This is a genomic window from Streptomyces sp. NPDC092296 (genome assembly GCF_044755465.1).
Taxonomy (GTDB): Bacteria; Actinomycetota; Actinomycetes; order Streptomycetales; family Streptomycetaceae; genus Peterkaempfera.
In genome coordinates this window covers 552,426-579,109 of sequence record NZ_JBIVRB010000002.1, presented here as the reverse complement: position 1 = coordinate 579,109, position 26,684 = coordinate 552,426, and the positions used below count along the sequence as shown (strand labels likewise).

The window sequence follows — 26,684 nt, the reverse complement described above, 5'->3', positions numbered from 1 at the left end:
GGAGGGAGACGTTACCGTACCGCAACAGGGTGACGTATCCACCCCGGTTCAGTGAGAACGCAGCTCAGGGCCGGTCAGTGCCCGGTGAGCTGCGGTGTTGCTGCCGGTAGCGGTTGAACTCCGCCACGTTGCGCTGCTGCTCCCGGTAACTGTCGGTGAAACGGGTGTCGCCGGGCTTCACGGTCACGAAGTACAGCCAGTCGCCGGGGGTCGGGTGCAGCGCCGCCCGGATCGCCGCATGACCGGGGTTGCCGACCGGGGTCGGCGGCAGACCGGGGTGCAGATAGGTGTTGTAAGGGGTCTCCACCTTGATGTCCTCATGGGTGGTGTCCACGGTGGTACGGCCCAGCGCGTAGTTGAGGGCGGAGTCCAGCTGGAGCGGCATCCCCCGGTCCAGCCGGTTGCGGATCACCCGGGCGACCCGGCCGAAGTCCGCCGGCTGCTGCGCCTCGGCCTGCACCAGGCTGGCGATGACCACCACCTGGTACGCGGCCGCGCCGCTGCCGATCCCGTCCGCCGCGTACTCGGCCTTCGCCTGCGCGACCATCGCCCGCAGCACGGCCAGCTCCCCGGCACTCTTGGCCACCCCGTAGCGGGCCGGGAAGAGGAAGCCCTCCGGATGGCCGCCCGCCCAGGCCGGCAGGCCGAGGGCCGCGACATCGTCGCGTGCTCGGGCGGCGGTGGTGCCGGCCCGCAGGCCGAGCCGGGCGTCGATCGCCGCGTAGACCTGGGCGGACCGGCGCCCCTCGACGACGACCAGGCCGCCCGCGTTGGCCGGGTCGGTGAGGACGTGCAGCGCGGCCAGCGCCGACATCCGGTGGCGCAGCGGGTAGTCGCCGGGCTGGATGGCGGCCGCACCGGGGTCGGTGGCCGCCGCCCGGGTGAAGGCTGCCACGCTGGCCACCACTCCCCCGTCGTGCAGCAGGCGGCCGATCCGGGTGAGGCTGGCCCCGGGCGGGATGTCGACGCGGACCGGGTCGGTGCCGGTTCCGGCGTAGTCGGCGGGCGCGGACAGCTGCTGGTCGGTCCACCAGTCGTACAGCAGCACCCCGCCGAACCCGGCGGTGCCGGCCAGCAGCAGGGCGGTGATTCCGCAGGCCAGCCGGGTGCGGCGGCGCTGCTCCGGGGTGGGGCCCGGGTCGGTGGCGGCGTGTTCGGCCAGCGCGTCGATGGGTCCGGGGGGCGGCGCCCCGGTCGGGTCCTGGTCGGTCATGGGTCCCTCACCGGCGGGCCGGGCGGGGCGGCCCGGGGGCGGATGTGCGAGGGGCCCGCCGACCTGCCGGACGGTGTCCGGGCGGTCGGCGGGCCCCCTTGCCGTTGAGGCTAGGGCGATGCGGTGGTCACACCGGCGCGACACTCTCGCCGGGCGGGCGGCCACTCACCCGTTCGGTCTCCAGGGCGCTCTGCAGGATGACCACGGCGGCCGCCTGGTCGATCACCGAACGGCCCTTCTTGGACTTCACCCCGGAGGCGCGCATCCCCTGGGTGGCGGTGACGGTGGACATCCGCTCGTCCACCAGCCGCACCGGAACCGGGCCGAGCAGCGCCGCCAGGCCGACCGCGAAGGCGCGGACCTTGGCGGCGGCGGGCCCCTCCCGCCCGTTCAGCGAGCGGGGGAGCCCGACGACCACCTCGATCGCCTCGTACTCGGCGGCGATGGCGGCGATCCGCGCCCGAGCGGCGCCGCCCGCCGGCACGGTCTCCACCGGCGTGGCCAGCAGCCCGTCCGGGTCGCAGGAGGCGACCCCGATCCGGGCGTCACCGACGTCGACGGCGATCCGTCGGCCCCGGCGCATCAGGCGGTGCGCTCGGCGACCAGGCGGCGGACCGCCTCGATCGCCCGGTCCACGGCGGTCGGGTCGCTGCCACCGCCCTGGGCGACGTCGTCCTTGCCACCGCCGCCGCCGCCGAGGGTCTTGGCGGCGGTGCGGACCAGCTCGCCGGCCTTGACGCCGCGCTCGCGGGCCGCGTCGCTGGTGGCGATCACGGTCAGCGGGCGGTCGTTGGCCACCGTGAAGGCGGCGACCACGCTGGGACGGGAGCCCAGCCGGCTGCGGACGTCCAGCACCAGCTTGCGCAGGTCGTCGGCGCCGGTGCCGTCCGGGACGCGGGCGGCGACCAGGGCGACGCCGTGCACGTCCTGGGCGGAGTCGGCCAGTCCGGCGGCGGCGGCGAGCACCTTCTCGGCGCGGAACCGCTCGATCTCCTTCTCGGCGTCCTTGAGCTTGGCGAGCATCCCGGAGATCTTCTCCGGCAGCTCCTCCGGACGGCCCTTGACCAGCTCGGTGAGCCGGGAGACCACGGTGTGCTCACGGGCCAGGAACTGGTACGCGTCCACGCCGACCAGCGCCTCGACCCGGCGCACCCCGGCGCCGATGGAGGACTCGCCGAGCAGCTTGACCAGGCCCAGCTGGGCGGTGTTGGCGACGTGGGTGCCGCCGCACAGCTCCTTGGAGAAGTCCCCGATGGTGACCACCCGGACGGCGTCGCCGTACTTCTCACCGAACATCGCGATGGCGCCCTGCTTGCGGGCCTCGTCCATGGTCATCACCTCGGCGGTGACGTCCAGCTCGCGGGCCAGCACCTCGTTGATCTTCTGCTCGACGTCGGTGAGCACCGTGCCGGGGACGGCGGTCGGGGAGCCGAAGTCGAAGCGGAACCGGCCCGGGGCGTTCTCCGAGCCGGCCTGCGCGGCGGTCGGGCCGAGGGCGTCCCGCAGCGCCTGGTGGGTGAGGTGGGTGGCCGAGTGGGCCCGGGAGACGGCGCGGCGGCGGTTCTCGTCGATCTGCGCGTACGCGGCCGAGCCGAGCACCACCTCACCGACCAGCACCGAGCCCTTGTGCACGGTGACGCCGGGCACCGGCTGCTGGACGTCGCGGACCTCCACGACGGCGCCGGAGTCGAAGCGGATGCGGCCGTGGTCCGCCAGCTGGCCGCCGCCCTCGGCGTAGAACGGGGTGCGGTCGAGCACGACCTCCACATCGTCGCCCTCATGGGCGGCCGGCGCCGGGGCGCCGTCCACCAGCAGGCCGACCACCGACGCCTCGCCGGCGGTGTCGCTGTAGCCGGTGAAGGCGGTGGCGCCGGCCCGGTCCGCGACCTCGCGGTAAGCGGAGACGTCGGCGTGGCCCTGCTTCTTGGCCCTGGCGTCGGCCTTGGCGCGGTCCCGCTGCTCCTTCATCAGGCGGCGGAAGCCCGCCTCGTCCACCGAGAGGCCCTGCTCGGCGGCCATCTCCAGGGTGAGGTCGATCGGGAAGCCGTAGGTGTCGTGCAGCTGGAACGCCTTGTCGCCCGCCAGCACGGCGCTGCCCGCGTTGCGGGCCTCGGAGACGGCGGTGTCCAGGATGGTGGTGCCGGTGCGCAGCGTCTGGAGGAAGGACGCCTCCTCCGCGACCGCCACCGTCTTGATCCGCTTGCGGTCCTCGAACAGCTCCGGGTACTGCGGGCCCATCGCCTCGATGGTGACGTCCACCAGCTCGTGGGCGACCGGCTCGGTGGCGCCCAGCAGCCGCATGTTGCGGATGGCGCGGCGCAGGATGCGGCGCAGTACGTAGCCGCGGCCCTCGTTGCCGGGGGTGACACCGTCGCTGATCAGCATCACGGCGGTGCGGATGTGGTCCGCGATGACGCGCAGCGAGACGTCGGTCTTCTCACCGGCGCCGTAGCGGTGCCCGGTGAGCTCGCCGGCCCGGCCGAGGATCATCCGGGTGGTGTCGGTCTCGAAGATGTTGTCGACGCCCTGGAGGATGGTGGCCAGGCGCTCCAGGCCGAGGCCGGTGTCGATGTTCCGGCTCGGCAGGTCGCCCAGGATCTCGAAGCCGTCCTTGCCGTCGCCGGCGCCGCGCTCGTACTGCATGAAGACCAGGTTCCAGATCTCCATGTAGCGCTCGCCGTTGACCGCCGGGCCGCCCTCCTCGCCGTAGGCGGGGCCCCGGTCGTAGTTGATCTCCGAGCAGGGGCCGCAGGGGCCGGGGACGCCCATCGACCAGAAGTTGTCCTTCATGCCCAGGCGCTGGATGCGCTCGGCAGGCACCCCGACGACATCGCGCCAGATCTTCTCGGCCTCGTCGTCGTCCTGGTAGACGGTGATCCAGAGCTTCTCCGGCTCCAGGCCGTAGCCGCCGTCCTCGACGGAGGAGGTGAGCAGCTCCCACGCGTAGGTGATGGCTCCCTCCTTGAAGTAGTCGCCGAAGGAGAAGTTGCCGCACATCTGGAAGAAGGTGCCGTGGCGGGTGGTCTTGCCGACCTCTTCGATGTCGGGGGTGCGCACGCACTTCTGCACGCTGGTGGCGCGGACGAAGGGCGGCTTGACCTCCCCGAGGAAGTACGGCTTGAAGGGCACCATGCCTGCGGGCACCAGCAGCAGCGTGGGGTCGTCGGCGACCAGCGAGGCCGACGGAACGACGGTGTGGCCGCGCTCCTCGAAGAAGCGCAGCCAGCGGCGGCGGATCTCTGCCGACTCCATCAGTGGTCCTTCCGGTTGTGGGTGCTGCCCCTGCGCGGACGTCGGCCGCGCAATCCTGCCTCGTGCGGATCGGGTGTCGATTCGAGGGCGAGCGGTGGCTTGGGGGAGGTGAGGCGGCGGACGGGGCCGGCGCCGGGCATGCCCGGGGCCGGCGCGATAGCTCGGTACTCGACCGGTTCGCCGGGGGCGGCCAGGGCGGGCCGCCGCTGGGCGGCGGGCGGCACGGCGGTGCCGTCCAGCCCGAGGTCGGCGCGGAGCTGGTACTCGCGCTCGGCCATGCCGGTGCGTACCTCGCCGGCGAAGGACCGCACGGCCTCGCCCAGGTTGAGGGCGCCGCGGGCGGCGGTGCCGGCCAGGCTGTCCGGGGTCAGCCGGCGGGCGGCCTCGTTCGCCTTGTTCATGGCCCAGACGGTGGCGCCGGCGCCGACCGCCATCCAGAAGACGCGTCGCACGGTTGCGTCAACCCCTCACGGCTCGCCGGATACGGGAGACCAGGCCGCCGCGCGGGGCGGTGGCGGACCGCACCTCGGCGCGGACCAGGGCGGCGAGCGCCTCCCGGTCGGACTGCGGGCCGGTCCACGGGGCGGGTACGCCCGCGCCGCCGCTCTGCCGGGCCACCGCCCGGCGGACGCCGTAGCTGAAGGCGGCGACCTTCACCAGCGGTCCGCCGAGGGTGGCGGCCACGGTGGAGGAGAGGGCGTTGGCGTTGGCGGCGGCGTCCTGCACATGGGCGGTGATCTCGTCGACCCGGTCCAGCTGCTGCTGGGCGTCGGCGAGCGCCGCCGAGGCGTCCTCCAGCAGCGGCACCGCCTGCTCGGAGACCGCCCTGACCAGCGTGGTGGTCTCGCGCAGGACGGCGGAGAGCCGTACCAGCACGACGGCCAGCAGGGTCACCAGGACCGCCCAGAAGACGGCCACGACCAGACCGGCCAGCTCTCCCACGGACACCTTTGCGCGCTCCCTCACATGCTGCTCGGCTGCGGGCTCGCCATCGGCCGGGAATCCGCGGCAGCGGGACCCCGGCGGTGCGCGGACTGTGGAGGCGCGCACGTCAAGCCGCAGAGCAGAACCCTATCGCGCCCCTGCCCGCATTCCCGACCGCAATTCCGCGCCGGGCGGCCGGGTGCCGGGCAACGGACGAGCCCCCGCAGCGCAGCGGCTGCGGGGGCTCGGTTCCGCGTACGACGAGTGACGTACCCGCGCGTCAGCGCGAGTACTACATGGCGTCAGCGCGAGTAGCACACGGCGTCAGCGCGAGTAGCACACGGCGTCAGCGCGAGTAGTACTCGACGACCAGCTGCTCGTCGCAGATGACCGGGACCTCACGACGCTGCGGGTCGCGGTCCAGCCGGAAGGCCAGCGCCTTGAGGTTGACCTCGAGGTACTTCGGGGTCTGGCCCTCGCCGGCGTAGCCACCCTCGCGGGCGACCTGGAAGGGGTGCTTCTCCTTGCTGCGGTCACGCACGGTGACGACGTAGCCCGGCTTCACCTGGAACGAGGGCTTGTTGACCTTGCGGCCATTGACCTCGATGTGGCCGTGCACGACCATCTGGCGGGCCTGGTAGATCGTCCGGGCGATGCCGGAGCGCAGCACCAGGGCGTCCAGCCGGCGCTCCAGCTCGACGATCAGCGCCTCACCGGTCTTGCCCTCGACCTTGCGGGCGCGGTCGAAGGCGCGGGAGAGCTGGGTCTCGCTGAGGTCGTACTGGGCGCGGAGGCGCTGCTTCTCAAGCAGACGGACCTTGTAGTCGCTGCTCTGCTTGCGCCCACGGCCGTGCTGGCCGGGCGGGTAGGGGCGGGCCTCGAAGTACTTGACGGACTTCGGGGTCAGCGGGATACCCAGCGCGCGGGCGATCCGGACCTTGGGACGTGCCTGGTTCACTGTGAACCGAACCTCTCTAGTTGTGACTGGCTCACCACTGTTGAAGGAGGTCGCCTGCTGCGGACCGGGAAAACCCGTCGCCGCCGTGGCGGAGGGGGTCAGCCGCTTCCCGGGCTGGAGCCCGCCGGTGCATGCGACCGGCCCACCGCCGAAAGGTGGTGGGCTGCCCGCGGCACTGGACGTGCGCGACGCTCCTGGAGGCGTCCACACCCGGAAGGTGCGGCGCCGCCGACCGACGCCCCGCTGGTGACGCCGGTCGGCGGCCCGGTTCGACCGGGAGCCTCCCGTGCACGGGACGTGGCACTTCCGGCCATGTTACCGGGTGTACGGGAGTACTTGTGCACTGCGGGGTGTCTTCCCGGCGGCGGTGAATTGATTTAGGTTAGGCTCACCTAAGTCGACTGAGGAGGCATCATGCCGCAGCACGGGAAGCCGACCACCGCACCCTGCCCCGCCGAGCGGGCCCGCACCCTGGTCGAGCACGCCTCCTCGGCGTCCCTGGAGATCCCCGGGCTGGACCTGTTCGCCCGACCCGGCCCGCCGTACCCGCTGACCCGTACGGTGCTGCCGGACGGCGATGTGCTGCTGCTCGCCCCCGGTGACTCCCCCGCCGCCCGGCACGCCATGCACGACCGGGACGGCGGCCTGCAAGCGGTGCTGGAGGTGGTGGACGTCGCCCCGGTGGCGATGCGGCACCGCATCCGGGGCCGCGCCTGGGCCGGCGGCGTGCTGGTGCCGGTACTGCCGGCCGACTTCGCCCGGCACGCCGGACTGCTGGCCCGGCGGCACCCCGCCGTCGGCGCGCTCGGCCTGGACGAGGCGATGGCACCGCCCACCGGCCGGTCGGCCTGGCGGCTGCTGCGGCTGGAGGTCGACCGCATCCGGGTGGACGACCTCTGGGGCACCGCGCGGACCGACGCCGCCGGGCTCGCGGCGGTCGAGGCCGACCCGCTGGCGCCGTACGAGGCGGAGTTGCTCCAGCACCTGGCCGCCGCGCACACCGACCGGCTGGACCTGCTGGGCGCCCTGGTCGCCGACCGGCTGCCCGGTCCGCGGCCGCAGGCGGTGCCGGTGGCGCTGGACCGCTTCGGGCTGCGGGTGCGCTTCCTGGACGAGGAGCGGTTCGTGGACGTCCGCTTCGACTTCGACCGGGTGCTGGAGACCCCCGAGGAGCTGCGCACCGCCATGCACCGCATCCTGCACCGGGCCGTCCGCTAGCGCCTACTCCCCCGCGAGCTTGTCCCGCACCCGCTCCGCGACCTCGGCATAGCGTGCCTCGGCGCCGTACCGGGTCGGCCGGTAGTACCGCCGGCCGTGCACCTCGTCGGGCGCGTACTGCTGGGCGGCGATGCCGCCCGGCAGGTCGTGCGGGTACTGGTAGCCCTGGCCGTGGCCGAGCTTCTTGGCACCGCCGTAGTGCGCGTCCCGCAGATGGGCCGGGACCGCCCCGGCCAGGCCCTTGCGGACGTCCGCGAGGGCCGCGTCGATGGCCAGGTAGGCGGCGTTGGACTTGGGCGCCAGGGCCAGCGCGATCACCGCCTGGGAGAGGGTGATCCGGGCCTCCGGGAAGCCGATCAGCGCCACCGCCTGCGCGGCGGCGACGGCGGTCTGCAAGGCGGTGGGGTCGGCCAGGCCGATGTCCTCGCTGGCGGAGATCATCAGCCGCCGGGCGATGAATCTCGGGTCCTCCCCCGCCTCCACCATCCGGGCCAGGTAGTGCAGCGCCGCGTCCACGTCGCTGCCCCGGATGGACTTGATCAGCGCACTGGCCACGTCATAGTGCTGGTCGCCGTCCCGGTCGTAGCGGACGGCGGCCTTGTTGACCGCGACCTCGGTGGTGGCCAGGGTGATCTCCGGCTCGCCCTTGGCCAGCGCCGCCCCGGCCGCCGCCTCCAGCGTGGTCAGCGCCCGGCGGGCGTCGCCGCCCGCCAGCCGCACCAGATGCCGCTCCGCCTCCTCGGCCAGCGCCAGCGCGCCGCCGAGCCCGCGCTCGTCGGCCACCGCGCGGTGCAGCAGCTCCCGGATGTCGTCGTCGGTCAGCGACTCCAGCGTCAGCAGCAGTGAGCGGGAGAGCAGCGGGGAGATCACCGAGAAGTAGGGATTCTCGGTGGTGGCCGCGATCAGGGTGACCCAGCGGTTCTCCACGGCGGGCAGCAGCGAATCCTGCTGGGCCTTGGAGAAGCGGTGGATCTCGTCCAGGAAGAGCACCGTCTCCCGGCCGGAGGCGCCCACCTCGCGGCGGGCGCTCTCGATCACCGCGCGGACCTCCTTCACCCCGGCGGTGATGGCGGAGAGCTCCACGAAGCGGCGCTCGGTGGCCTTGCTGATCACATAGGCCAGGGTGGTCTTGCCGGTGCCGGGCGGCCCCCAGAGGATCACCGAGGAGGTGGCGGCCTGGCTGGACCCGGCCGAGACCAGCCGCCGCAGCGGCGACCCCTCGCCCAGCAGCTGCCGCTGGCCGGCCACCTCGTCCAGGGTGCGCGGACGCATCCGCACGGCCAGCGGTGCCCGGCCGGGCTCCCTGGCCTGACGCTCCTCGGCGGCGGCGGTGAACAGATCGGGCTCCACGATTCAGCAGCCTACGTCACCGGTCGGACAGCCCGGTCCGGTGCTCCCGGCTCACACCGCGTCGAAGGGCGGCGGGTAGACGGCCGCACCGCGCGGGGCGCCGTCGTACGCCGCCAGCGGCAGCGCCTGGAAGACCGCGTCGGGGACGTCGTACGGACCGGTGACCCCGTGCCCGGAGGCGGGCGTGAAGCCGAACCGGCGGTAGTAGCGCGGGTCGCCCAGCACCACCACCAGCCGCTCCCCGGCCCCCTCCGCCGCCTGGAGCGCCGCCCGGACCACCAGGGTGCCCACCCCCGTACGCTGCCACTCCGGCGCGACCGCCACCGGGGCCAGCGCCAGCGCGTCGCCGCCGCCCACCGCCAGCCGGGTCAGCAGGGCGTGGCCGATCACCAGCCCCCGGTGGTCGACGGCGACCCAGGACAGGCCGGGCAGCCACACCGGGTCCTTGCGCAGCAGATCGACCAGGTCCGCCTCGCCGGGCCCGGGGAAGGCCGCCATGTGCAGCCGCCGTACCGCAGGGGCGTCCTCGGCCTCCTCCGGTCTGGCCCGGACCACCCCGTCGCGCTCGAACATCGCCCGCTCCCTCCACGTCACACCGTTGTGAAAGGGCCCCGGCGACCGCGCTGCGCGGTCGCCGGGGCCCGGAAGGTCCTGCCGCCCGGGGTCAGACCTCGGACTTCTGCTCCGCCTCGCCCTTCGGCTTGGGCTTGGCGTCGATCCCCGCCTCGCGGCGCTGCTCGACGGTGATCGGCGTCGGGGCGCCGGTCAGCGGGTCGCCGCCCGTCGAGGTCTTCGGGAAGGCGATGACGTCCCGGATGGTGTCGTACCCGCCGAGCAGGGTGACCAGCCGGTCCAGGCCGAGCGCGATGCCGCCGTGCGGCGGCGGGCCGTAGTTGAACGCCTCCAGCAGGAAGCCGAACTGCGAGGCGGCCTCCTCCGGGGAGAGGCCGATCGCCTCGAAGGCCCGCTGCTGGACCTCGCGCTGGTGGATACGGATGGAGCCGCCGCCGATCTCGGAGCCGTTGAGCACCAGGTCGTAGGCGTTGGACAGCGCGTTCGCCGGGTCCTTGTCGAAGCTGTCCAGGCACGCCGGGGTGGGCGCGGTGAACGGGTGGTGGATGGCCGTCCACCCGATCTGCTCGCCCTTGTCGTCCTCCACCGGCTCGAACATCGGGAAGTCGACGACCCAGAGGAACTCCCACCGGGACTCGTCGATCAGCTCGCAGCGGCGGCCGATCTCCAGCCGGGCGGCGCCCAGCAGCTCCTGCGAGGCGGTCCTCTTGCCGGCGGCGAAGAAGATGGCGTCGCCCTTGGCCGCGCCGGCGGCCTCGACCAGCCCGGCCAGGTGCTCGGCGGAGAGGTTCTTGGCGACCGGGCCGCGCAGCTCGCCGGTCTCGGCGTCGACCACCACGTAGGCCAGGCCGCGGGCGCCGCGCGCCTTGGCCCAGTCCTGCCAGGCGTCCAGCTGCTTGCGGGTCTGCGCGGCGCCGCCGGGCATCACCACGGCGCCGACGTACGGGGCCTGGAAGACCCGGAACGCGGTGCCGGCGAAGTAGTCGGTGAGGTCGACCAGCTCCTGGCCGAAGCGGACGTCCGGCTTGTCGGAGCCGTAACGGTTCATCGCGTCGGCGTAGCTGATCCGGGGCAGCGGGCGCGGCAGGTCGTAGCCGTGCACGTCCTTCCAGACCCGGGCGACGACCTGCTCGCCGATCTCCAGGACGTCCTCCTGGTCGGCGAAGGACATCTCCACGTCGAGCTGGGTGAACTCCGGCTGGCGGTCGGCCCGGAAGTCCTCGTCGCGGAAGCAGCGGGCGATCTGGTAGTACCGCTCCATGCCGGCCACCATCAGCAGCTGCTTGAACAGCTGCGGGGACTGCGGCAGCGCGTACCAGGTGCCGGGCTGGAGCCGGACCGGGACCAGGAAGTCGCGGGCGCCCTCGGGGGTGGAGCGGGTGAGGTTGGGCGTCTCGATGTCGAGGAAGCCGTTCTCCTCCATCACCGTGCGGATCACATGGTTGACCCTGGAGCGCAGCCGCAGCGCGCGGGCCGGGCCCTCGCGGCGCAGGTCGAGGTAGCGGTACTTGAGCCGCACCTCCTCGTTGACCGTGCCGGGCTCGCCGCTGTCCTTCTCTGCGCCCTGCGCGGGGGCGACCGGGAAAGGCAGCGGGGCGGCCTCGGAGAGCACCTCCAGTGCGCTGACGACGACCTCGACCGCGCCGGTGGGGATCTCCGGGTTCTCATTGCCCTCGGGGCGTACCCGGACGTCGCCGACGACCTTGACGCAGTACTCGGCGCGCAGGCCGTGCACCGAGTCGAGGTCGCGGACCACGATCTGCACGGTGCCGGAGGCGTCGCGCAGATCGATGAAGGCGACGCCTCCGTGGTCGCGCCGGCGGGCGACCCAGCCGGCAAGGGTCACGGTGGTCCCGGCGTGCTCCGCGCGGAGCGTACCCGCGTCGTGCGTGCGGATCACGAAAGCTTCTCCTTCAGGGTGGTGACGACAGCGTCGACGGCGACCGGGGTCTGGTCGCCGGTGGTCAGGTCCTTGAGCTGGACGACGCCGTCGGCGAGGTCACGCTCACCGGCGACCAGGGCCCAGCGGGCGCCGGAGCGGTCGGCGGCCTTCATGGCGCCCTTGAGGCCCTTGCCGCCGAAGGCGAAGTCGGTGGCGACGCCGGCCCGGCGCAACTCGGTGACCAGGCCGAAGAGCAACTGCCGGGCCTGGTCGCCCAGCGGCACCGCGAAGACCTGGGTACGGACGGGCGGCTCGATCCGCACGCCCTCGGCCTGGAGCGCGAGCACCGTACGGTCGACGCCGAGCGCCCAGCCGACGGAGGGCAGCGCCGGGCCGCCGATCATCTCGGAGAGCCCGTCGTAGCGCCCGCCGCCGCCGACGGCGGACTGCGAGCCCAGGCCGTCGTGCACGAACTCGAAGGTGGTCCGGGTGTAGTAGTCCAGGCCGCGCACCAGCTTGGGGTCGTCCACGTACGCGACGCCGGCCGCCGTCAGCAGCTCGCGCACCTGCTCGTGGTACGCCTTGCACGCCTCGCAGAGGTGGTCGCGCATCAGCGGGGCGCCGGTGAGCTGCCGCTGCACCGACTCGCGCTTGTCGTCGAGCACCCGCATCGGGTTGAGCTCGGCGCGGCGCCGGGTGTCCTCGTCCAGATCCAGGCCGCGCAGGAAGTCCTGGAGGGCGCTGCGGTAGGCGGGGCGGCACTCGCGGTCGCCCAGGCTGTTGAGCAGCAGGCGGAAGTCGCGCAGGCCCAGCGAGCGGTAGGCGTCCACCGCGAGGATGATCAGCTCGGCGTCGAGCGCCGGGTCCTCGGCGCCGACGGCCTCGGCGCCGACCTGCGAGAACTGCCGGTAGCGGCCGGCCTGCGGGCGCTCGTAGCGGTACTGGGAGCCGGAGTACCAGAGCTTGACGGGCAGTCCGCCGGCCCGGTGCAGATTGTGCTGGAGGACCGCGCGCAGCACGGGCGCGGTGCCCTCGGGGCGCAGCGCGAGGTCGTCGCCGCCCTTGGTGGTGAAGGCGTACATCTCCTTGGAGACGATGTCGGTGGACTCGCCGACGCCCCGGGAGAACAGCTGGACGTCCTCGAAGACCGGGGTCTCGATGTAGCCGTAGCCAGCGTCGCGCAGCGGCGCGGCGATGGCCTCGCGGACGGCGAGGAAGACCTCGGAGTCCGGCGGGGTCAGGTCGTAGGTGCCCTTGGGGGCGCTGAAGGTGCTCAACTTCGCTTCCGTCACATTCCTCGTCGCGGGGCCTCGGGGGCCCCGGCGGCGGCGCCTGCCACCTGCTGGAGGTAGGGGTTGGCGGCGCGCTCGCGGCCGATGCTGGTCTGCGGGCCGTGGCCGGAGAGCACCACCGTCTCGTCCGGGAGCGGCAGGCACACGCGGGCCAGCGACCTCAGGATCTCGGCGTGGTCTCCGCCGGGCAGATCCGTGCGTCCGATGGAGCCGGCGAACAGCAGGTCACCCGAGAAGAGCACCGGAGGGACGTCTCCGGCGGCGGGCGTCCGAAAGGTCACCGACCCCTTGGTATGGCCGGGCGCGTGGTCGACCGTGAACCGCAGCCCGGCCAGGTCGAGCACGCTGCCGTCGGTGAGCTCCCGGACGTCGTCGGGCTCGCCCACCGTGATGGAGCCCATGATCTGCTGCCCCAGCGCGCGGCCGAGGCCGCGGACGGGGTCGGCCATCATGTAGCGGTCCTCGGGGTGTATCCAGGCGGGGACGCCACGGGCGCCGCAGACCGGGACCACCGAGGCCACGTGGTCGATGTGGCCGTGGGTGAGGATCACCGCGACCGGCCTGAGCCGGTGCTCGCGCACCAGGTCCTCGACTCCGGCGGCGGCCTCGTGCCCCGGGTCGATGATCACGCATTCCTCACCGGCGGCCGGTGCGACCAGGTAGCAGTTGGTGCCCCAGGCTCCGGCGGGAAATCCGGCGATGAACACGTGCGTCCTCGGGTCGGGTGGATGGCTGCTCTTGAGGTCTTCGGGCAGCCTACCGGCGGTGCGGTCCGCTTTGCGAACCAGATGCCGGTCCGGCGGCCCGGCGAGGTCCGTTCCGCCGGTCCTCCACAACTGTCACTGCCTGCTGATACCCGGCTTACGTACCGCCTCCCTACACTGGGCCGCCGACAGGTGCGTGTCGCACCCTGACGCACCATCCCCCCGCAGCAGCAAGGAGACGGCACCGGTGGACAGCGAGAAGCGGCGGCGGCAGCTCGCCCGCGAGAAGTACGAGCGGCAGCAGCAGCGCCGGGTCGAGGCCCGGCAGCGGGCCCGGCGCCGGAACACGGTGATCGGGGCGGCGGTCGCCGTGGTGCTGCTGGCCGGTGGTGCGGCCTGCGCCGGTGTCGCCATGTCCGGCGACGGCGACAAGAAGGTCGACGCGGCCGCCTCTCCGACCGCCTCCCCCTCGCCGCTCGCGCCCGAGCCGTCCGCCACCAACCCGACCATCGACCCGGCGTCGGTGAAGGGCTGCAAGGCGGCGGCGCCGGGCAAGCCCAACGGCAAGCAGTGGAAGACCGAGCCCGCGCTGACCGCGGACAGCGGTACGTACAAGGCGGTGCTGGAGACCAACTGCGGCAAGGTGACCCTGGAGCTGGACGCCGCCAAGGCCCCGCACACGGTGAACTCCTTCGTCTTCCTGGCCGGGCAGAAGTACTTCGACCACGTCTCGTGCCACCGGCTGACCACCTCGGGCATCTATGTGCTGCAGTGCGGCGACCCGACCGGCCAGGGCTCGGGCGGCCCCGGCTACACCCTGCCCGAGGAGAACCTCGAGGGTGCGACCTACCCGGCCGGCACCGTGGCGATGGCGCGGACCACGGAGAAGCACTCCGGCGGCAGCCAGTTCTTCCTGGTCTACCAGGACAGCCAGCTTCCGGCCGACTACACCCCGTTCGGCAGGATCACCGGCGGGATGGACGTACTGAAGAACATCGCCGCCGGCGGGTCCGACAACCGCAACCAGCCGGGCGACGGCGCTCCGGTGGCCGGCGTCGTGATGAACTCGGTGACCGCCACCAAGAGCTGAGGGCCGGGCGACACCCGGCGCCGGGCGGGCCGGTCCGCCCGGCGCCGCCCGCCCGAGCGTGCGCCGGACCCCCGGTGGCGCTCGAAAACCGGTGCGCCGCGTGAAAAGGGCCGGTCGGGATGCGGACAGCACTGGTGCCCGTCGCCTATGTTGCTGTTGTGTAGGGTGCCCTGGCCCGGCGGCCGTCACCCTCGCACCCGGAGAGCGGCATGCCGGACGGCCGGTCCGCCCCATCGGGCCGCCGTACATCAACTGTGGACGACCGCCCGCGTCCCCGCGGCCCCGTGCCGCCGGGACCGGAGGTCATGTGGAGGAGGCGCTGTGACCAGCGACCCGTGGGGCCGTGTCGACGAGCAGGGGACCGTCTACGTACGGACGGCCGAAGGAGAGCGCGTCGTCGGCTCCTGGCAGGCAGGCTCCCCCGAGGAGGCCCTTGCGTACTTCGAGCGGAAGTACGAGGGCATCGCGGTGGAGATCGGCCTGCTGGAGCGTCGGGTACGTACCACCGACCTGGCACCCAAGGACGCGCTGACCGCGGTCGAGCATCTGCGCGCCCAGGTCGTCGAGGCCCACGCCGTGGGCGACCTGGCGGCGCTGGCCGCCCGGCTGGACGCGCTGACCGGGGAGATCGAGTCCCGCCGCGAGGAGCGCAAGGCGATCCGGGCCAAGGCCCAGGAGGAGGCCAGGACGGCCAAGGACCAGCTGGTCGCGGAGGCGGAGCAGCTGGCCGAGTCCACCCAGTGGCGGGAGGCCGGGGACCGGCTGCGGGCCCTGGTGGACATCTGGAAGGGCCTGCCCCGGCTGGACCGCAAGAGCGACGACGAGCTGTGGCACCGCTTCTCGCACGCCCGCTCGGCGTTCTCCAAGCGGCGCAAGGCGCACTTCGCCACGCTGGACCAGCAGCGCGACGAGGCTCGGGCCCGCAAGGAGCAGCTGGTCCGGGAGGCGGAGGCGCTCTCCGGTTCCACCGAGTGGGGCGACACCGCGACCCGCTACCGCGAGCTGATGGCGGAGTGGAAGGCGGCCGGCCGCGCCCAGCGGGAGGTGGAGGACGAGCTGTGGACGCGCTTCCGGGGCGCCCAGGACGTCTTCTTCCAGGCCCGTACGGCGGTCTTCTCGGAGCGGGACGCCGAGCAGCGGGAGAACCAGACGCAGAAGGAGGCGCTGCTGGTCGAGGCCGAGGCGCTGCTGCCGATCTCCGACCTCAGGACCGCCAAGGCGGCGTACCGGTCGATCGGTGAGCGCTGGGAGGCCATCGGCCATGTGCCCCGGGACGCCCGGCCCCGGCTGGAGGCCCGGCTGCACACCGTGGAGCGGGCCATCCGGGAGGCCGAGGAGGCCGAGTGGCGCCGTACCAACCCGGAGGCCAAGGCGCGTGCCCAGGGCATGACCGGGCTGCTCCAGGCCGCCGTGGACAAGCTGGAGGCCGAGCTGGACCGGGCCCGTGCGGCCGGTAACGCGGGCAAGGCCGCCAAGCTGGAGGCCGAGCTGTCCGGCCGCCGGGAGCTGCTGCAGCAGGCGCAGAAGTCGCTGGAGGAGTTCAGCGGCTGATCCGCCGACCCCCGCCCGAGCGGTGCGCAGCGATGCGGCCGCCCCGGGCGGGGGCGGTGATGGGCCCGGCAGCCGCCGGGATGCCGGGCGGTGATCAGGGGAACTGCACGCTCGGCCAGGCAACCACCGAGGGGCGCGGGGGACCGCGCGCTCAGCCCACTACGGAGGTAGGGGGTTGTTCGCGCGGTTCCCCGCGCCCCTGGCGTGGTGCCGGGGGCAGCGTCACCGTTGCTGGCGGGCCGAGGTCACGCGGTAGACGTCGTAGACGCCCTCCACGCCGCGTACGGCCTTCAGGACGTGGCCCAGGTGCTTGGGGTCGCCCATCTCGAAGGTGAACCTGCTCATGGCCACCCGGTCCCGGGAGGTCTGCACCGCCGCCGACAGGATGTTGACGTGTTGGTCGGACAGCACCCGGGTGACGTCGGAGAGCAGCCGGGACCGGTCCAGCGCCTCGACCTGGATGGCGACCAGGAAGACGGAGGACTGGGTGGGCGCCCATTCCACGTCGATCATCCGCTCGGGCTGCTGGGCCAGCGACTCCACGTTGACGCAGTCCGCGCGGTGCACCGAGACGCCGTTGCCCCGGGTGACGAAGCCGACGATGGGGTCGCCCGGCACCGGGGTGCAGCAGCGGGAGAGCTTGACCCAGACGTCCTCGACGCCCTTGACGATGACACCGGGGTCGCCCTTGGGGCGGCGGCGGCGGGCGTGCTCGGGCGACGGGGTGGTGATCTCCGCGATGTCCTCGGTGGCGCCCTCCTCGCCGCCGAGCGCCTGGACCAGCTTCTGCACGATGGACTGCGCCGTGACATGGCCCTCGCCGATGGCGGCGTAGAGGGAGGAGATGTCGGGGTAGCGCATCTCGTGGGCCAGCGTGACCAGCGAGTCACCGGTCAGGATGCGCTGGATGGGCAGGCCCTGCTTGCGCATCGCGCGGGCGATGGCGTCCTTGCCCTGCTCGATGGCCTCCTCGCGGCGCTCCTTGGAGAACCAGGCCCGGATCTTGTTGCGGGCGCGCGGCGACTTGACGAAGCCCAGCCAGTCGCGGGACGGCCCGGCGCCGGCCGCCTTGGAGGTGAAGACCTCCACCAGGTCACCATTGTCCAGGGTGGACTCCAGCGGTACCAGCCGCCCGTTGACCCGGGCGCCGATACAGCGGTAGCCGACCTCGGTGTGCACGGCGAAGGCGAAGTCGACCGGGGTGGACCCGGCGGGCAGCGCTATCACGTCGCCCTTGGGCGTGAAGACGAAGACCTCGTTGCTGGAGAGGTCGAACCGCAGCGACTCCAGGAACTCGCCCGGGTCCTCGGTCTCCTTCTGCCAGTCGACCAGCTGCCGCAGCCAGGCCATCTCGTTGATGTCGGCCCGGTCGCCCTTGCGGGCCCCGGCCGGCGCGTCGGTGCGCACCTTGGAGGCGCCGGCTACCGCACGCTGCTTGTACTTCCAGTGCGCGGCGATGCCGTACTCGGCGCGGCGGTGCATGTCGAAGGTGCGGATCTGGAGCTCGACCGGCTTGCCGCCCGGCCCGATGACCGTGGTGTGCAGCGACTGGTACATGTTGAACTTGGGCATCGCGATGTAGTCCTTGAACCGCCCCGGCACCGGGTTCCACCGCGCGTGGATGGTCCCGAGCGCCGCGTAGCAGTCGCGGACGGTGTCGACCAGCACCCGGATGCCCACCAGGTCGTAGATCTCGGCGAAGTCGCGGCCCCGCACGATCATCTTCTGGTAGACCGAGTAGTAGTGCTTGGGTCGGCCGGTGACGGTCGCCTTGATCCGGGCGGCCCTCAGGTCGCCCTGGACCTGGTCGATCACGGTGGCCAGGTACTCGTCGCGCTTGGGGGCGCGCTCCGCGACCAGCCGGACGATCTCGTCGTACATCTTGGGGTAGAGGATCGCGAAGGCGAGGTCCTCCAGCTCCCACTTGATGGTGTTCATGCCCAGCCGGTGGGCCAGCGGGGCGTAGATCTCCAGGGTCTCGCGGGCCTTCTTCTCCTGCTTCTCCCGCTTGAGGTAGCGCATGGTGCGCATGTTGTGCAGGCGGTCCGCGAGCTTGATCACCAGGACCCGGGGGTCCTTGGCCATGGCGACGACCATCTTGCGTACGGTCTCGGCCTGCGCGGCCTCGCCGAACTTCACCTTGTCCAGCTTGGTGACGCCGTCGACCAGCATCGCGACCGTGTCGCCGAAGTCGCGGCGCAGCGTGTCCAGGCCGTACTCGGTGTCCTCCACCGTGTCGTGCAGCAGCCCGGCCATCAGCGTGGGGGCGTCCATGCCCAGCTCGGCGAGGATGGTGGTCACCGCGAGCGGGTGGGTGATGTACGGGTCGCCGCTCTTGCGCTTCTGGCCGCGGTGCCAGCGGTCGGCCACCGTGTAGGCGCGCTCGATGTCGCGCAGCTCCGCCTTGGGGTCATTGCCCCGGACTATCCGGAAGAGCGGTTCCAGCACCGGGTTGAAGGTGCTGGTGCGCTGGCCGCCGAGCCGGGCCAGCCGGGCGCGTACCCGGCCGCTGGAGGAGGCGGACTGCCGGGCCGCGCCGCCGCCGGCGGCGGGGGCGACCGAACGGGAGGTGCCGGACCCGGTCGAGGTCGGTGCGGCCGCCGGGCCGGGCCCCCTGGCCGGGCGCGCGTCGGTGCCGGCGGTCCGGGCGGAGCCGTCCCCACGGGTGGGGGCGCTGTCCTGGACAGCCTCGGCCTTGGGCACAACCTCTTCTGGCAAAGACGCTCCCTGGGGCGAGCCCCCTCTGTCCAGCGGAGAAGCAGAGGGTCGAATCTTCATGGTACCCATGCGGCGGATGATCCGTTCCGGCGCGGGTGCCGCACGACGCCGAGGGCGGGCCCGGTGTTCCGGACCCGCCCTCGGTCTACTGCACTCGCGGTCGACTGCGCGGTGGACCGCTCAGACGGTGATCAGGGCCTCCAGCGGTGCGGCGCCGAGATGCCCGGCGATCCGGCTGCGGCCGTCCAGGAAGCCCAGCTCCATCAGGACCACCACGCCCGCCGGCTCCGCCCCGGCCTGCCGGAGCAGGTCCAGCGCGGCGGAGACGGTACCGCCGGTGGCCAGCACGTCGTCGACCACCAGCACGCGCTCACCGGGGGTGAAGGCGTCCTGCTGGACCTCGACCACGGCCGAGCCGTACTCCAGGTCGTACGACCGGGAGTGCACCGCGCCGGGCAGCTTGCCCTGCTTGCGGATCGGTACGAAGCCGACCCCGGCCGCATAGGCGGCCGGGGCGGCCAGCACGAAGCCGCGGGCCTCCAGACCCACCACCCTGGTCGCTCCCAGGGCCGTCACCCGGGCCGCCAGCGCGTCGGTCAGCGCCGCGAAGGCGGTGGCGTCACCGAGCAGCGGTGCGATGTCCTTGAACATCACCCCGGGCTGCGGGTAGTCCGGGACATCCCTGATCCGGGAGAGCAGCAGCTCAGCCAGGTGGGCGTCCGGGGTGGCCGTGTGGGCGGCGGTCACAAGGGTCCTCTTCTCGGCGGTCGGTGGCGTCGGCGGTCAGTGGCGCTTGCCGGACGGGCGGCCCTTGCCGCGCCGGCCGACCGGCTGGTTCCGCTGACCGACGATACCTGCCGGTACGGCGTCGTCGTCCTCGGCCTCGGGGCCGTCCTCGCCGTCGTCGTCGCCGTCCTGCTGCTGCGGCTTCTCAGCGGCCGCCTTGGCGTCGGCGGCGCGGCGCTGGAGCACCCGCTTGGCCAGGGCCTTCATCTCGGGCTGCTCCTCCTTGAGCTGCGCCAGCAGCGGGGTGGCGACGCAGATGGAGGAGTAGGCGCCGGCCGCGAGGCCGATGAACAGCGCCAGCGAGATGTCGTTGAGCGTACCGGCGCCGAGGATGCCGCCGCCGATGAAGAGCAGCGCGGCGACCGGCAGCAGCGCCAGGAGCGTGGTGTTGAGCGACCGCACCAGGGTCTGGTTGAGCGCGTGGTTGGACGCCTCGCTGTAGGTGCGCCGGTTCTGCTTGCCGAGCGTCCGGGTGTTCTCCTTCACGGTGTCGAAGACGACCACCGTGTCGTAGAGCGAGTAACCGAGGATGGTCAGGAAGCCGATCACGGTACCCGGGGTGACCTCGAAGCCGACCAGGGCGTATACACCGATGGTGATCACCAGGTCGTGGATCAGCGCGACCAGCGCGGAGACCGCCATGCGCCACTCGAAGGCGATCGCCAGGTAGATCGTCACCAGCACCATGAAGATGACCAAACCGGTCAGCGCCTGCTTGGAGATCTCCTTGCCCCAGCTGGGGCCGATCAGGTCGGCGTTGATGGTGTCGGGCTTGACGGAGAGGTCCTTGGCCAGCTCGTCGGTGACCTCGGCGGTGCTCTTGGTCTCGTCCTTGCTGATCTGGATGGTGATCTTGTTGCTGCCGATCGACTGCACGATCGGCTCGGTGTGCTCCACCACCTTGTCGGCGGCGGTCTTCGCCTGGGTGACGGTCAGCCCCGGCTTGCTCACCGTGTAGACCGAGCCACCGGTGAACTCGATGCCGAGCTTGAGGCCGTTGATCCCCAGACCCGCGATGGCGGCGAGCAGGATCACCGCGGAGATGCTGTACCAGAGCTTGCGGCGGCCCACGAAGTCGAAGCTGATCTCGCCCTGGTAGAGGCGATGGCCGAGAGTGCCGAGCCGGGACATCAGGCCTCCTTGGCGACGCTGGGACGGCGGCGGCCGCCACGGATGGGCGGATGGGCACCGAGCCGCTTGGGGTCGAGCCCGGACCACGAGTGGCCGGAGCCGAAGAACTTGGTGCGGGCCAGGATCGTGATCATCGGCTTGGTGAAGAGGAAGATCACCACGATGTCGAGCAGGGTGGTCAGGCCGAGCGTGAACGCGAAGCCCTGCACCTTGCCGACCGAGACCGCGTACAGCACGGCGGCGGCGAGGAAGGACACGAAGTCCGACACCAGGATGGTGCGCCGGGCTCGCGGCCAGGCGCGCTGGACGGCGGTCCGCAGCTGGCTGCCCTCACGGACTTCGTCGCGGATGCGTTCGAAGTACACGATGAAGGAGTCCGCTGTGATACCGATCGCCACGATGGCGCCGCAGACCGCCGGCAGGTTCAGCGCGAAGCCGATGCCCGCGCCGAGCAGGCACATGATGGCGTAGGTGAGGATCGCGGAGACCACCAGGCCGGCGATGCTGACCAGGCCGAGGCCGCGGTAGTAGACCAGCGAGTACAGCACCACCAGCGCGAGGCCGATGCCGCCGGCCACCAGACCGGCGTGCAGCTGCTCACCGCCGAGCTGCGGGGAGACGGTGCTGACCGACTCGGTGGTGAAGTCCAGCGGGAGGGCACCGTAGCTCAGCACGTTGGCGAGGTCCTGTGCCTCCTTCTGGGTGAAGCTGCCGCTGATCTCCGCCGTGTTGCCGGGGATGGCCGCGCTGACCGAGGGGGCGGAGACGTTCTGGCCGTCCAGCACGATCGCGAAGCGGTTCTGCGGGTCACTCTGGGCGGCCAGCTGGCCGGTGACGGCGGTGAACGCCTTGGCGCCGGTGCCGTCGAACTTCAGCTGGACGATCCACTTGGAGTTCTGGGTGTCGAAGACCGCGGCGGCGTTGGAGACGTTCTGGCCGTTGATGGCGACCGGGCCGAGCACGTACTTGGCGTAGGTGCCGTCGCTGCTGGCGTCCTGGTCGCAGGCGACGGTGTTGGCCGTGGTGGAGGTCTGGTAGTTGTGGTTGCGCTGGGCTTCCTTGGTGCAGTCCAGCGCGGCGAACTGCTTCTCCATGTCGGTCGGCACGGTGCCGCCGGTGGTGACCGAGTTGCCGTTGACGGCGTCGGCCGGCTGCGACGCGGCGGGCGAGGCGGCGCCGGTCGGGCTGGGCGAGCCGCCGGCCGACGCGGAGGCCGAGCTGTCCGGTGTGGCGGACGAGTCCGCCTGGAGCGCCTGGCTCACCGCGCGGCCGGCGTTGGTGCTGCTCGGCGAGGGGCTGCCGGAGCCGGAGACCTTGGCCGGGGCGCTGGAGGACGGCTTGGCGCCGGGCGAGGCGCTGTCGGAGGCCGACGGGGAGGCGCTCGGCTTCATCAGCTCCGGGGGAACCGAGAGGCCGGTGGCCAGGACCGGGCGGAAGTACAGCTTCGCCGTGGTACCGATCTGGGCGACGGCGTCACGGGTGTCGTTCTTGCCGTCACCCTTGGGGATGTTGACGACGATGTTCTTGCTGCCCTGGACCTGGACCTCGGCCTCGGAGACACCCATGCCGTTGACCCGCTTCAGCATGATGGCCGAGGCGGTGTTCATGTTGGCCTGGTTGATCGCGCTTGGGTCCTTGGATTTCGCGGTCAGCGTGACGCTGGTGCCACCGGCGAGGTCGATCCCCAGCCGCGGGGTCCGGTGTCCCGTCCCGAACATGAGGCCGACCAGCGCGACGGCGACGACCAGGATGAAGGCCAGCGCCCGTCCTGGGTGTCCGTCGCGAGGACGCGACTTGGGTGTTGCCACCTTCTCGTTTCTCCCTGTCCATGCGGCCCGGCGCCGGGCCGCCCCGGACCGTCGTGCGGCCTGGCGGAGTGGCGGGCACGGCGGTCCACTAGTCCTGAGGACCGGGCGGCGGAGGTGCCGTCCGGCCGGCGAAGCGCACCTGCGGGCCCTACTTGGCCGCCGGTCCCTCGTCCTCCGCGTCCCCGGTGACCTTGTCGTCCCCGGCGGTGGCCGGCACGGACTTGTCGAGGTCGAGTGCCTTGGAGGCGTCCTTGTGGAGCTCGACCGGGGCGTCCCCGGCCTCGTCGGCCGCGTCCTCCTCGAAGGACGACATGTCGTCCTCGGTCTCCGGGACGCCGTGCACGATGGCCGCGTACTCCTGCGGGTCCAGCACCGCCGCGATGGCGTTCTTCGCGAAGTGGATGTGGATGCCGGGGGCGGCCTCAAGCTCGACGGTGTCGCTGTTGACCGACTTGACCAGGGCGTACATACCGCCGATGGTGCGGACCCCGGAGCCAGGCCCCATGTTGTTGCGCATCTCAAGCGCCTGGGCCTGCTTCCTCTTGGCGTTGCGGGTCATGATGAACATGACGCCGACCAGAAGGAGCAGGGGGAGAAGGGTGGTAAGCACGGCTTGACAGGTCCTTTGCGGGGCCGCAGGGGAGCGACCGATGAGGTAGGAGGTCTGACCGCCCCTGGGAGGAGCGGCTCGGCGGAGTCTAGGGCGACCCGCCATGGTCGGACAACGCCAAGCATGTCATCCGGGTTCCGCAAGTGGCGAGTCCCGCGAAGTTATGTGCACGGAATCATTTCTCGGCCGGCGGCTCCGGGGACCGGTCGAAAAGGTCCTGCTGGGCGGGGAGCGGCGGCCGGAACCCGGTCTGCGGGGCGGGCGGCGGGACCATTCCCAGGTGCTGCCAGGCCGCCGCGGTGGCGATCCGGCCCCGGGGGGTGCGGGCGAGCAGCCCCTCGCGGACCAGGAACGGCTCGGCCACCTCCTCCACCGTCTCGCTCTCCTCCCCCACCGCGACGGCCAGCGTCGACAGGCCGACCGGTCCGCCGCCGAACAGCCGCAGCAGCACGTCGAGCACGGCCCGGTCGAGGCGGTCGAGCCCGCGCGCGTCGACCTCGTAGACGTCCAGCGCCTGCGCCGCGATCTCCGGGGTGATCAGGCCGTCATGCCTGACCTGGGCATAGTCCCGGACCCGGCGCAGCAGCCGGTTGGCGATCCGGGGGGTGCCCCGGGAGCGGCCGGCGATCTCGGCCGCGCCCCTGGCGTCGATGTCCACGTCGAGCAGCCCGGCCGAGCGGTGGACCACCCGCTCCAGCTCGGCCGGGGCGTAGAACTCCATGTGGCCGGTGAAGCCGAAGCGGTCGCGCAGCGGCGGGGGCAGCAGCCCGGCTCTGGTGGTGGCGCCGACCAGGGTGAAGGGCGGCAGCTCCAGCGGGATGGCGGTGGCACCGGGGCCCTTGCCGACGATGACGTCGACCCGGAAGTCCTCCATCGCCATGTAGAGCATCTCCTCGGCGGGCCGGGACATCCGGTGGATCTCGTCGAGGAAGAGCACCTCGCCCTCGGTGAGCGAGGAGAGGATCGCGGCCAGGTCTCCGGCATGCTGGATGGCGGGCCCCGAGGTGATCCGGATCGGGGCGTTCATCTCCGCTGCGATGATCATGGACAGCGTGGTCTTGCCCAGCCCGGGTGGGCCGCTGAGCAGCACATGGTCCGGGGTGGCGCCGCGCTTGCGGGCCGCCTGGAGCACCAGGGAGAGCTGCTCGCGAACCCGCTCCTGGCCGATGAACTCCCCCAGGTCCCTGGGCCGCAGCGCCGCCTCCACCGCCCGGTCCTCGCCGTCGGCGGCGCCGGTGACCAGCCGGTCGCCGCCGTCGCCGGGATCGTGGGCGGCTGCGGTGGGGTCGTACGGGCTCATGGGGGCGCTCTCCGGGAGGGGTGGCGGGCGGGGTGGGGCTCAGCGGGTGCGGTTGAGGCCGCGCAGGGCGGTGCGGAGCAGCACGGCGATGTCCGGCTTCTCCTGGGCCTCGGCGTCGGGGGTGACCGCCGCGACGGCCTCCTCGGCCTCGCGCGGGGCGTAGCCGAGGCCGACCAGCGCGGCGTGCAGCTGCTCGTGCCAGGCGGCCGGGCCGGTGGCGGGGCCCTGGGCGGGGACGGCGCCGACCGGGGCGCCGAGGCGGTCCTTCAGCTCCAGCAGCAGCTTCTGGGCGCCGCGCTTGCCGATGCCGGGGACGGCGGTGAGGGCCTTCTCGTCGCCCTGGGCGACGGCGAGGCGCAGCGCGTCGGGGCTGTGCACGGCCAGCATCGCCTGGGCGAGGCGGGGGCCGACGCCGCTGGCGGTCTGGAGCAGTTCGAAGGTGCGGCGCTCGTCGTCGTCGGCGAAGCCGTACAGGGTGAGGGAGTCCTCGCGGACCACCAGCGAGGTGGCCAGCCGGGCGTGCTCACCGATCCGCAGGGCGGCGGTGGTGCTCGGGCTGCACTGGACGGCGAGGCCGATACCGCCGACCTCGATGACGGCGGTGCCCGGGGCGACGGCGGCGACGGGGCCGGCGACGAAGGCGATCACAGGCGGTTCTCCTCGGGCGATGCGGTGCGGGCGGCGGGGCGGACCGGGGTGCGGGCGGGCGTACGGGTCGGGGTGCGGGCGGGCCGGGGGGCGGCGGCCAGGGCGGCGGCGATCCGGTCGCCGGCCGCGCCGCGCCAGATGTGGCAGATGGCCAGCGCCAGGGCGTCGGCGGCGTCGGCGGGCTTGGGTGGCGCGTCCAGCCGCAGCAGCCGGGTGACCATGGCGCCGACTTGGGCCTTGTCGGCCCGGCCGCTGCCGGTGACGGCGGCCTTGACCTCGCTGGGGGTGTGCAGGGCGACCGGCAGGCCGCGGCGGGTGGCGCAGAGCATGGCGACGGCGCTGGCCTGGGCGGTGCCCATCACGGTACGGACGTTGTGCTGGGCGAAGACCCGCTCGATGGCGACCAGGTCGGGGCGGTGCAGGTCGAGCCACTCCTCCAGGCCCTGCTCGATCCGCAGCAGCCGGGGGCCGATGTCCGCGTCGGCCGGGGTGCGGACCACGCCGACGCCGACCATCCGCAGCGGGCGGCCGGGGGCGCCGTCGACCACGCCGACGCCGCATCTGGTCAGCCCGGGGTCCACGCCCAGTACCCGCACGCGGTCGCCGCCTCTCCTCCGGGCCCGCAGTGCGCTGCGGGCCGCGCTCATCTGGTGTCGCCGTGCCGGACGTCGCCAGGTCGGACGCCGCTGTGGCGGACGTCGCTGTGGCGGACGTCGCTGTGTTCGATCACCGTCCGCGACCCGAGGCTATCGGCAGGCTCGGACAACGGGGTGCCGCGCCCCGCCGGGGAGCACGACGGCCCGGCGGCCCGCTGGGGGCTGCCGGGCCGGGGGCCGTGCCGGGTCAGGCGTCGAGCTCGGCGAGCACGTCGTCCGGGACGTCGAAGTTGGCGAAGACGTTCTGCACGTCGTCGCTGTCCTCCAGCGCGTCGATCAGCTTGAAGATCTTGCGGGCGCCGTCGGCGTCCAGCGGGACCTGGACGCTGGGCACGAAGTTGGCGTCGGCCGAGTCGTAGTCGATGCCGGCGCTCTGCAGGGCGCTGCGGGTGGCGACCAGGTCGGTTGCCTCGGAGACCACCTCGAACGCCTCACCGAGGTCGTTGACCTCCTCGGCACCGGCCTCCAGCACAGCGTCGAGCACATCGTCCTCGCTGAGCTCACCCGTCTTGGGGACGATGATCACACCCTTGCGGGTGAACATGTACGACACCGAACCCGGGTCGGCCATCGAGCCGCCGTTGCGGGTCATCGCGACGCGCACGTCGGAGGCGGCGCGGTTGCGGTTGTCGGTGAGGCACTCGATCAGCACGGCGACGCCGTTGGGGCCGTAGCCCTCGTACATGATCGTGGTGTAGTCGGCGCCGCCGGCCTCGGCACCGGAGCCGCGCTTGACGGCGCGGTCGATGTTGTCGTTCGGTACCGAACTCTTCTTCGCCTTCTGGATGGCGTCGTACAGGGTGGGGTTACCCGCCGGGTCACCACCGCCGGTGCGGGCCGCCACCTCGATGTTTTTGATCATCTTGGCGAACAGCTTGCCGCGCTTGGCGTCGATCACGGCCTTCTTGTGCTTGGTGGTGGCCCATTTGGAGTGGCCGGACATCGCCTGGCTCCTTACAACGTCATCCAACGGAAATGAACAGAGGTGATCCTACCGAGACCGGGGGCACCGCCCGGAAC

23 protein-coding genes are annotated in these 26,684 nt (G+C 72.6%); 3 read left to right on the top strand and 20 right to left on the bottom strand.

Annotated features, from left to right (window positions below; genetic code table 11):
• Nucleotides 1–64: 64 nt before the first annotated feature.
• From mltG to rpsD, 6 genes are all read right to left on the bottom strand, one after another.
• Nucleotides 65–1,213 carry an endolytic transglycosylase MltG gene (gene mltG / locus ACIQGZ_RS10190; protein WP_402600631.1) on the bottom strand — a complete coding sequence of 383 codons (1,149 nt, stop codon included), beginning with the start codon at nucleotides 1,211–1,213 and terminating at the stop codon, nucleotides 65–67.
• Between the two features lie 127 nt (nucleotides 1,214–1,340).
• The gene (gene ruvX, locus ACIQGZ_RS10185) at nucleotides 1,341–1,796 is read right to left on the bottom strand and encodes a Holliday junction resolvase RuvX (RefSeq protein ID WP_402600630.1); all 456 of its coding nucleotides are present in this window, start codon (nucleotides 1,794–1,796) and stop codon (nucleotides 1,341–1,343) included.
• Nucleotides 1,796–4,465, bottom strand: a complete 2,670-nt coding sequence (gene alaS / locus ACIQGZ_RS10180) for an alanine--tRNA ligase (protein WP_402600629.1) — start codon at nucleotides 4,463–4,465, stop codon at nucleotides 1,796–1,798. The genes ruvX and alaS overlap by 1 nt, the downstream gene beginning before the upstream one ends.
• On the bottom strand, nucleotides 4,465–4,917 hold the full coding sequence (locus ACIQGZ_RS10175; protein WP_402600628.1) for a DUF6167 family protein: 453 nt from the start codon (nucleotides 4,915–4,917) through the stop codon (nucleotides 4,465–4,467). The genes alaS and ACIQGZ_RS10175 overlap by 1 nt, the downstream gene beginning before the upstream one ends.
• A 7-nt stretch (nucleotides 4,918–4,924) precedes the next feature.
• Complete coding sequence (locus tag ACIQGZ_RS10170; protein ID WP_402600627.1) at nucleotides 4,925–5,413, bottom strand: DUF948 domain-containing protein; 489 nt, start codon at nucleotides 5,411–5,413, stop codon at nucleotides 4,925–4,927.
• 322 nt (nucleotides 5,414–5,735) lie between these two features.
• The gene (gene rpsD / locus ACIQGZ_RS10165) at nucleotides 5,736–6,347 is read right to left on the bottom strand and encodes a 30S ribosomal protein S4 (RefSeq protein WP_111490706.1); all 612 of its coding nucleotides are present in this window, start codon (nucleotides 6,345–6,347) and stop codon (nucleotides 5,736–5,738) included.
• A gap of 414 nt (nucleotides 6,348–6,761) precedes the next feature.
• On the opposite strand from rpsD, the gene ACIQGZ_RS10160 reads away from it, so the two are divergent.
• On the top strand, nucleotides 6,762–7,565 hold the full coding sequence (locus tag ACIQGZ_RS10160; protein ID WP_402600626.1) for a DUF2470 domain-containing protein: 804 nt from the start codon (nucleotides 6,762–6,764) through the stop codon (nucleotides 7,563–7,565).
• 3 nt (nucleotides 7,566–7,568) lie between these two features.
• On the opposite strand, the gene ACIQGZ_RS10155 is transcribed toward ACIQGZ_RS10160, so the two are convergent.
• The 5 genes from ACIQGZ_RS10155 to ACIQGZ_RS10135 form a co-directional block, all read right to left on the bottom strand.
• Entirely contained in the window at nucleotides 7,569–8,915 is a 1,347-nt protein-coding gene (locus ACIQGZ_RS10155) for a replication-associated recombination protein A (RefSeq protein WP_402600625.1), read from the bottom strand.
• A gap of 51 nt (nucleotides 8,916–8,966) precedes the next feature.
• On the bottom strand, nucleotides 8,967–9,488 hold the full coding sequence (locus tag ACIQGZ_RS10150) for a GNAT family N-acetyltransferase (RefSeq protein ID WP_402600624.1): 522 nt from the start codon (nucleotides 9,486–9,488) through the stop codon (nucleotides 8,967–8,969).
• Nucleotides 9,489–9,579: 91 nt separating this feature from the next.
• Nucleotides 9,580–11,388: an aspartate--tRNA ligase gene (aspS, locus tag ACIQGZ_RS10145; RefSeq protein ID WP_402600623.1), complete on the bottom strand. Its 1,809-nt coding sequence runs from the start codon at nucleotides 11,386–11,388 to the stop codon at nucleotides 9,580–9,582.
• Nucleotides 11,385–12,647 (bottom strand): histidine--tRNA ligase, encoded by a 1,263-nt coding sequence (gene hisS, locus ACIQGZ_RS10140; protein WP_402600622.1) that lies wholly within the window; start codon nucleotides 12,645–12,647, stop codon nucleotides 11,385–11,387. Before hisS ends, aspS begins: the two co-directional genes overlap by 4 nt.
• An 11-nt stretch (nucleotides 12,648–12,658) precedes the next feature.
• The gene (locus tag ACIQGZ_RS10135; protein ID WP_402600621.1) at nucleotides 12,659–13,369 is read right to left on the bottom strand and encodes an MBL fold metallo-hydrolase; all 711 of its coding nucleotides are present in this window, start codon (nucleotides 13,367–13,369) and stop codon (nucleotides 12,659–12,661) included.
• Between the two features lie 244 nt (nucleotides 13,370–13,613).
• On the opposite strand from ACIQGZ_RS10135, the gene ACIQGZ_RS10130 reads away from it, so the two are divergent.
• Both ACIQGZ_RS10130 and ACIQGZ_RS10125 read left to right on the top strand, forming a co-directional pair.
• Entirely contained in the window at nucleotides 13,614–14,456 is an 843-nt protein-coding gene (locus tag ACIQGZ_RS10130; protein WP_402600620.1) for a peptidylprolyl isomerase, read from the top strand.
• 321 nt (nucleotides 14,457–14,777) lie between these two features.
• Nucleotides 14,778–16,007 carry a DUF349 domain-containing protein gene (locus ACIQGZ_RS10125; protein ID WP_402600619.1) on the top strand — a complete coding sequence of 410 codons (1,230 nt, stop codon included), beginning with the start codon at nucleotides 14,778–14,780 and terminating at the stop codon, nucleotides 16,005–16,007.
• Nucleotides 16,008–16,229: 222 nt separating this feature from the next.
• Here the strand turns inward: ACIQGZ_RS10125 and ACIQGZ_RS10120 are convergent, their stop codons facing one another.
• The 9 genes from ACIQGZ_RS10120 to ACIQGZ_RS10080 form a co-directional block, all read right to left on the bottom strand.
• The gene (locus ACIQGZ_RS10120; RefSeq protein WP_402600618.1) at nucleotides 16,230–18,725 is read right to left on the bottom strand and encodes a RelA/SpoT family protein; all 2,496 of its coding nucleotides are present in this window, start codon (nucleotides 18,723–18,725) and stop codon (nucleotides 16,230–16,232) included.
• 180 nt (nucleotides 18,726–18,905) lie between these two features.
• A complete protein-coding gene (locus ACIQGZ_RS10115; RefSeq protein WP_402600616.1) occupies nucleotides 18,906–19,472 on the bottom strand; it encodes an adenine phosphoribosyltransferase in 567 nt (188 codons plus the stop codon).
• Nucleotides 19,473–19,508: 36 nt separating this feature from the next.
• A complete protein-coding gene (secF, locus tag ACIQGZ_RS10110) occupies nucleotides 19,509–20,642 on the bottom strand; it encodes a protein translocase subunit SecF (protein WP_402600614.1) in 1,134 nt (377 codons plus the stop codon).
• The gene (secD, locus tag ACIQGZ_RS10105) at nucleotides 20,642–22,450 is read right to left on the bottom strand and encodes a protein translocase subunit SecD (RefSeq protein ID WP_402600612.1); all 1,809 of its coding nucleotides are present in this window, start codon (nucleotides 22,448–22,450) and stop codon (nucleotides 20,642–20,644) included. Before secD ends, secF begins: the two co-directional genes overlap by 1 nt.
• Nucleotides 22,451–22,598: 148 nt before the next feature.
• Complete coding sequence (yajC, locus tag ACIQGZ_RS10100; protein WP_402600610.1) at nucleotides 22,599–23,060, bottom strand: preprotein translocase subunit YajC; 462 nt, start codon at nucleotides 23,058–23,060, stop codon at nucleotides 22,599–22,601.
• Between the two features lie 175 nt (nucleotides 23,061–23,235).
• On the bottom strand, nucleotides 23,236–24,360 hold the full coding sequence (gene ruvB / locus ACIQGZ_RS10095; RefSeq protein WP_402600609.1) for a Holliday junction branch migration DNA helicase RuvB: 1,125 nt from the start codon (nucleotides 24,358–24,360) through the stop codon (nucleotides 23,236–23,238).
• Nucleotides 24,361–24,399: 39 nt separating this feature from the next.
• The gene (gene ruvA, locus ACIQGZ_RS10090) at nucleotides 24,400–25,008 is read right to left on the bottom strand and encodes a Holliday junction branch migration protein RuvA (protein ID WP_402600608.1); all 609 of its coding nucleotides are present in this window, start codon (nucleotides 25,006–25,008) and stop codon (nucleotides 24,400–24,402) included.
• Complete coding sequence (ruvC, locus tag ACIQGZ_RS10085; protein WP_402600607.1) at nucleotides 25,005–25,604, bottom strand: crossover junction endodeoxyribonuclease RuvC; 600 nt, start codon at nucleotides 25,602–25,604, stop codon at nucleotides 25,005–25,007. The genes ruvA and ruvC overlap by 4 nt, the downstream gene beginning before the upstream one ends.
• 247 nt (nucleotides 25,605–25,851) lie before the next feature.
• Nucleotides 25,852–26,607: a YebC/PmpR family DNA-binding transcriptional regulator gene (locus ACIQGZ_RS10080; protein ID WP_402600606.1), complete on the bottom strand. Its 756-nt coding sequence runs from the start codon at nucleotides 26,605–26,607 to the stop codon at nucleotides 25,852–25,854.
• Nucleotides 26,608–26,684: the final 77 nt, after the last annotated feature.

What these genes read in the sequence shown, in the direction of transcription:
- secF (WP_402600614.1), bottom strand. Translation starts at nt 20,642, where the DNA reads ATGTCCCGGCTCGGCACTCTCGGCCATCGCCTCTACCAGGGCGAGATC.
- alaS (WP_402600629.1), bottom strand. Translation starts at nt 4,465, where the DNA reads ATGGAGTCGGCAGAGATCCGCCGCCGCTGGCTGCGCTTCTTCGAGGAG.
- mltG (WP_402600631.1), bottom strand. Translation starts at nt 1,213, where the DNA reads ATGACCGACCAGGACCCGACCGGGGCGCCGCCCCCCGGACCCATCGAC.
- ACIQGZ_RS10150 (WP_402600624.1), bottom strand. Translation starts at nt 9,488, where the DNA reads ATGTTCGAGCGCGACGGGGTGGTCCGGGCCAGACCGGAGGAGGCCGAG.
- ACIQGZ_RS10160 (WP_402600626.1), top strand. Translation starts at nt 6,762, where the DNA reads ATGCCGCAGCACGGGAAGCCGACCACCGCACCCTGCCCCGCCGAGCGG.
- ACIQGZ_RS10080 (WP_402600606.1), bottom strand. Translation starts at nt 26,607, where the DNA reads ATGTCCGGCCACTCCAAATGGGCCACCACCAAGCACAAGAAGGCCGTG.
- ruvX (WP_402600630.1), bottom strand. Translation starts at nt 1,796, where the DNA reads ATGCGCCGGGGCCGACGGATCGCCGTCGACGTCGGTGACGCCCGGATC.
- ruvB (WP_402600609.1), bottom strand. Translation starts at nt 24,360, where the DNA reads ATGAGCCCGTACGACCCCACCGCAGCCGCCCACGATCCCGGCGACGGC.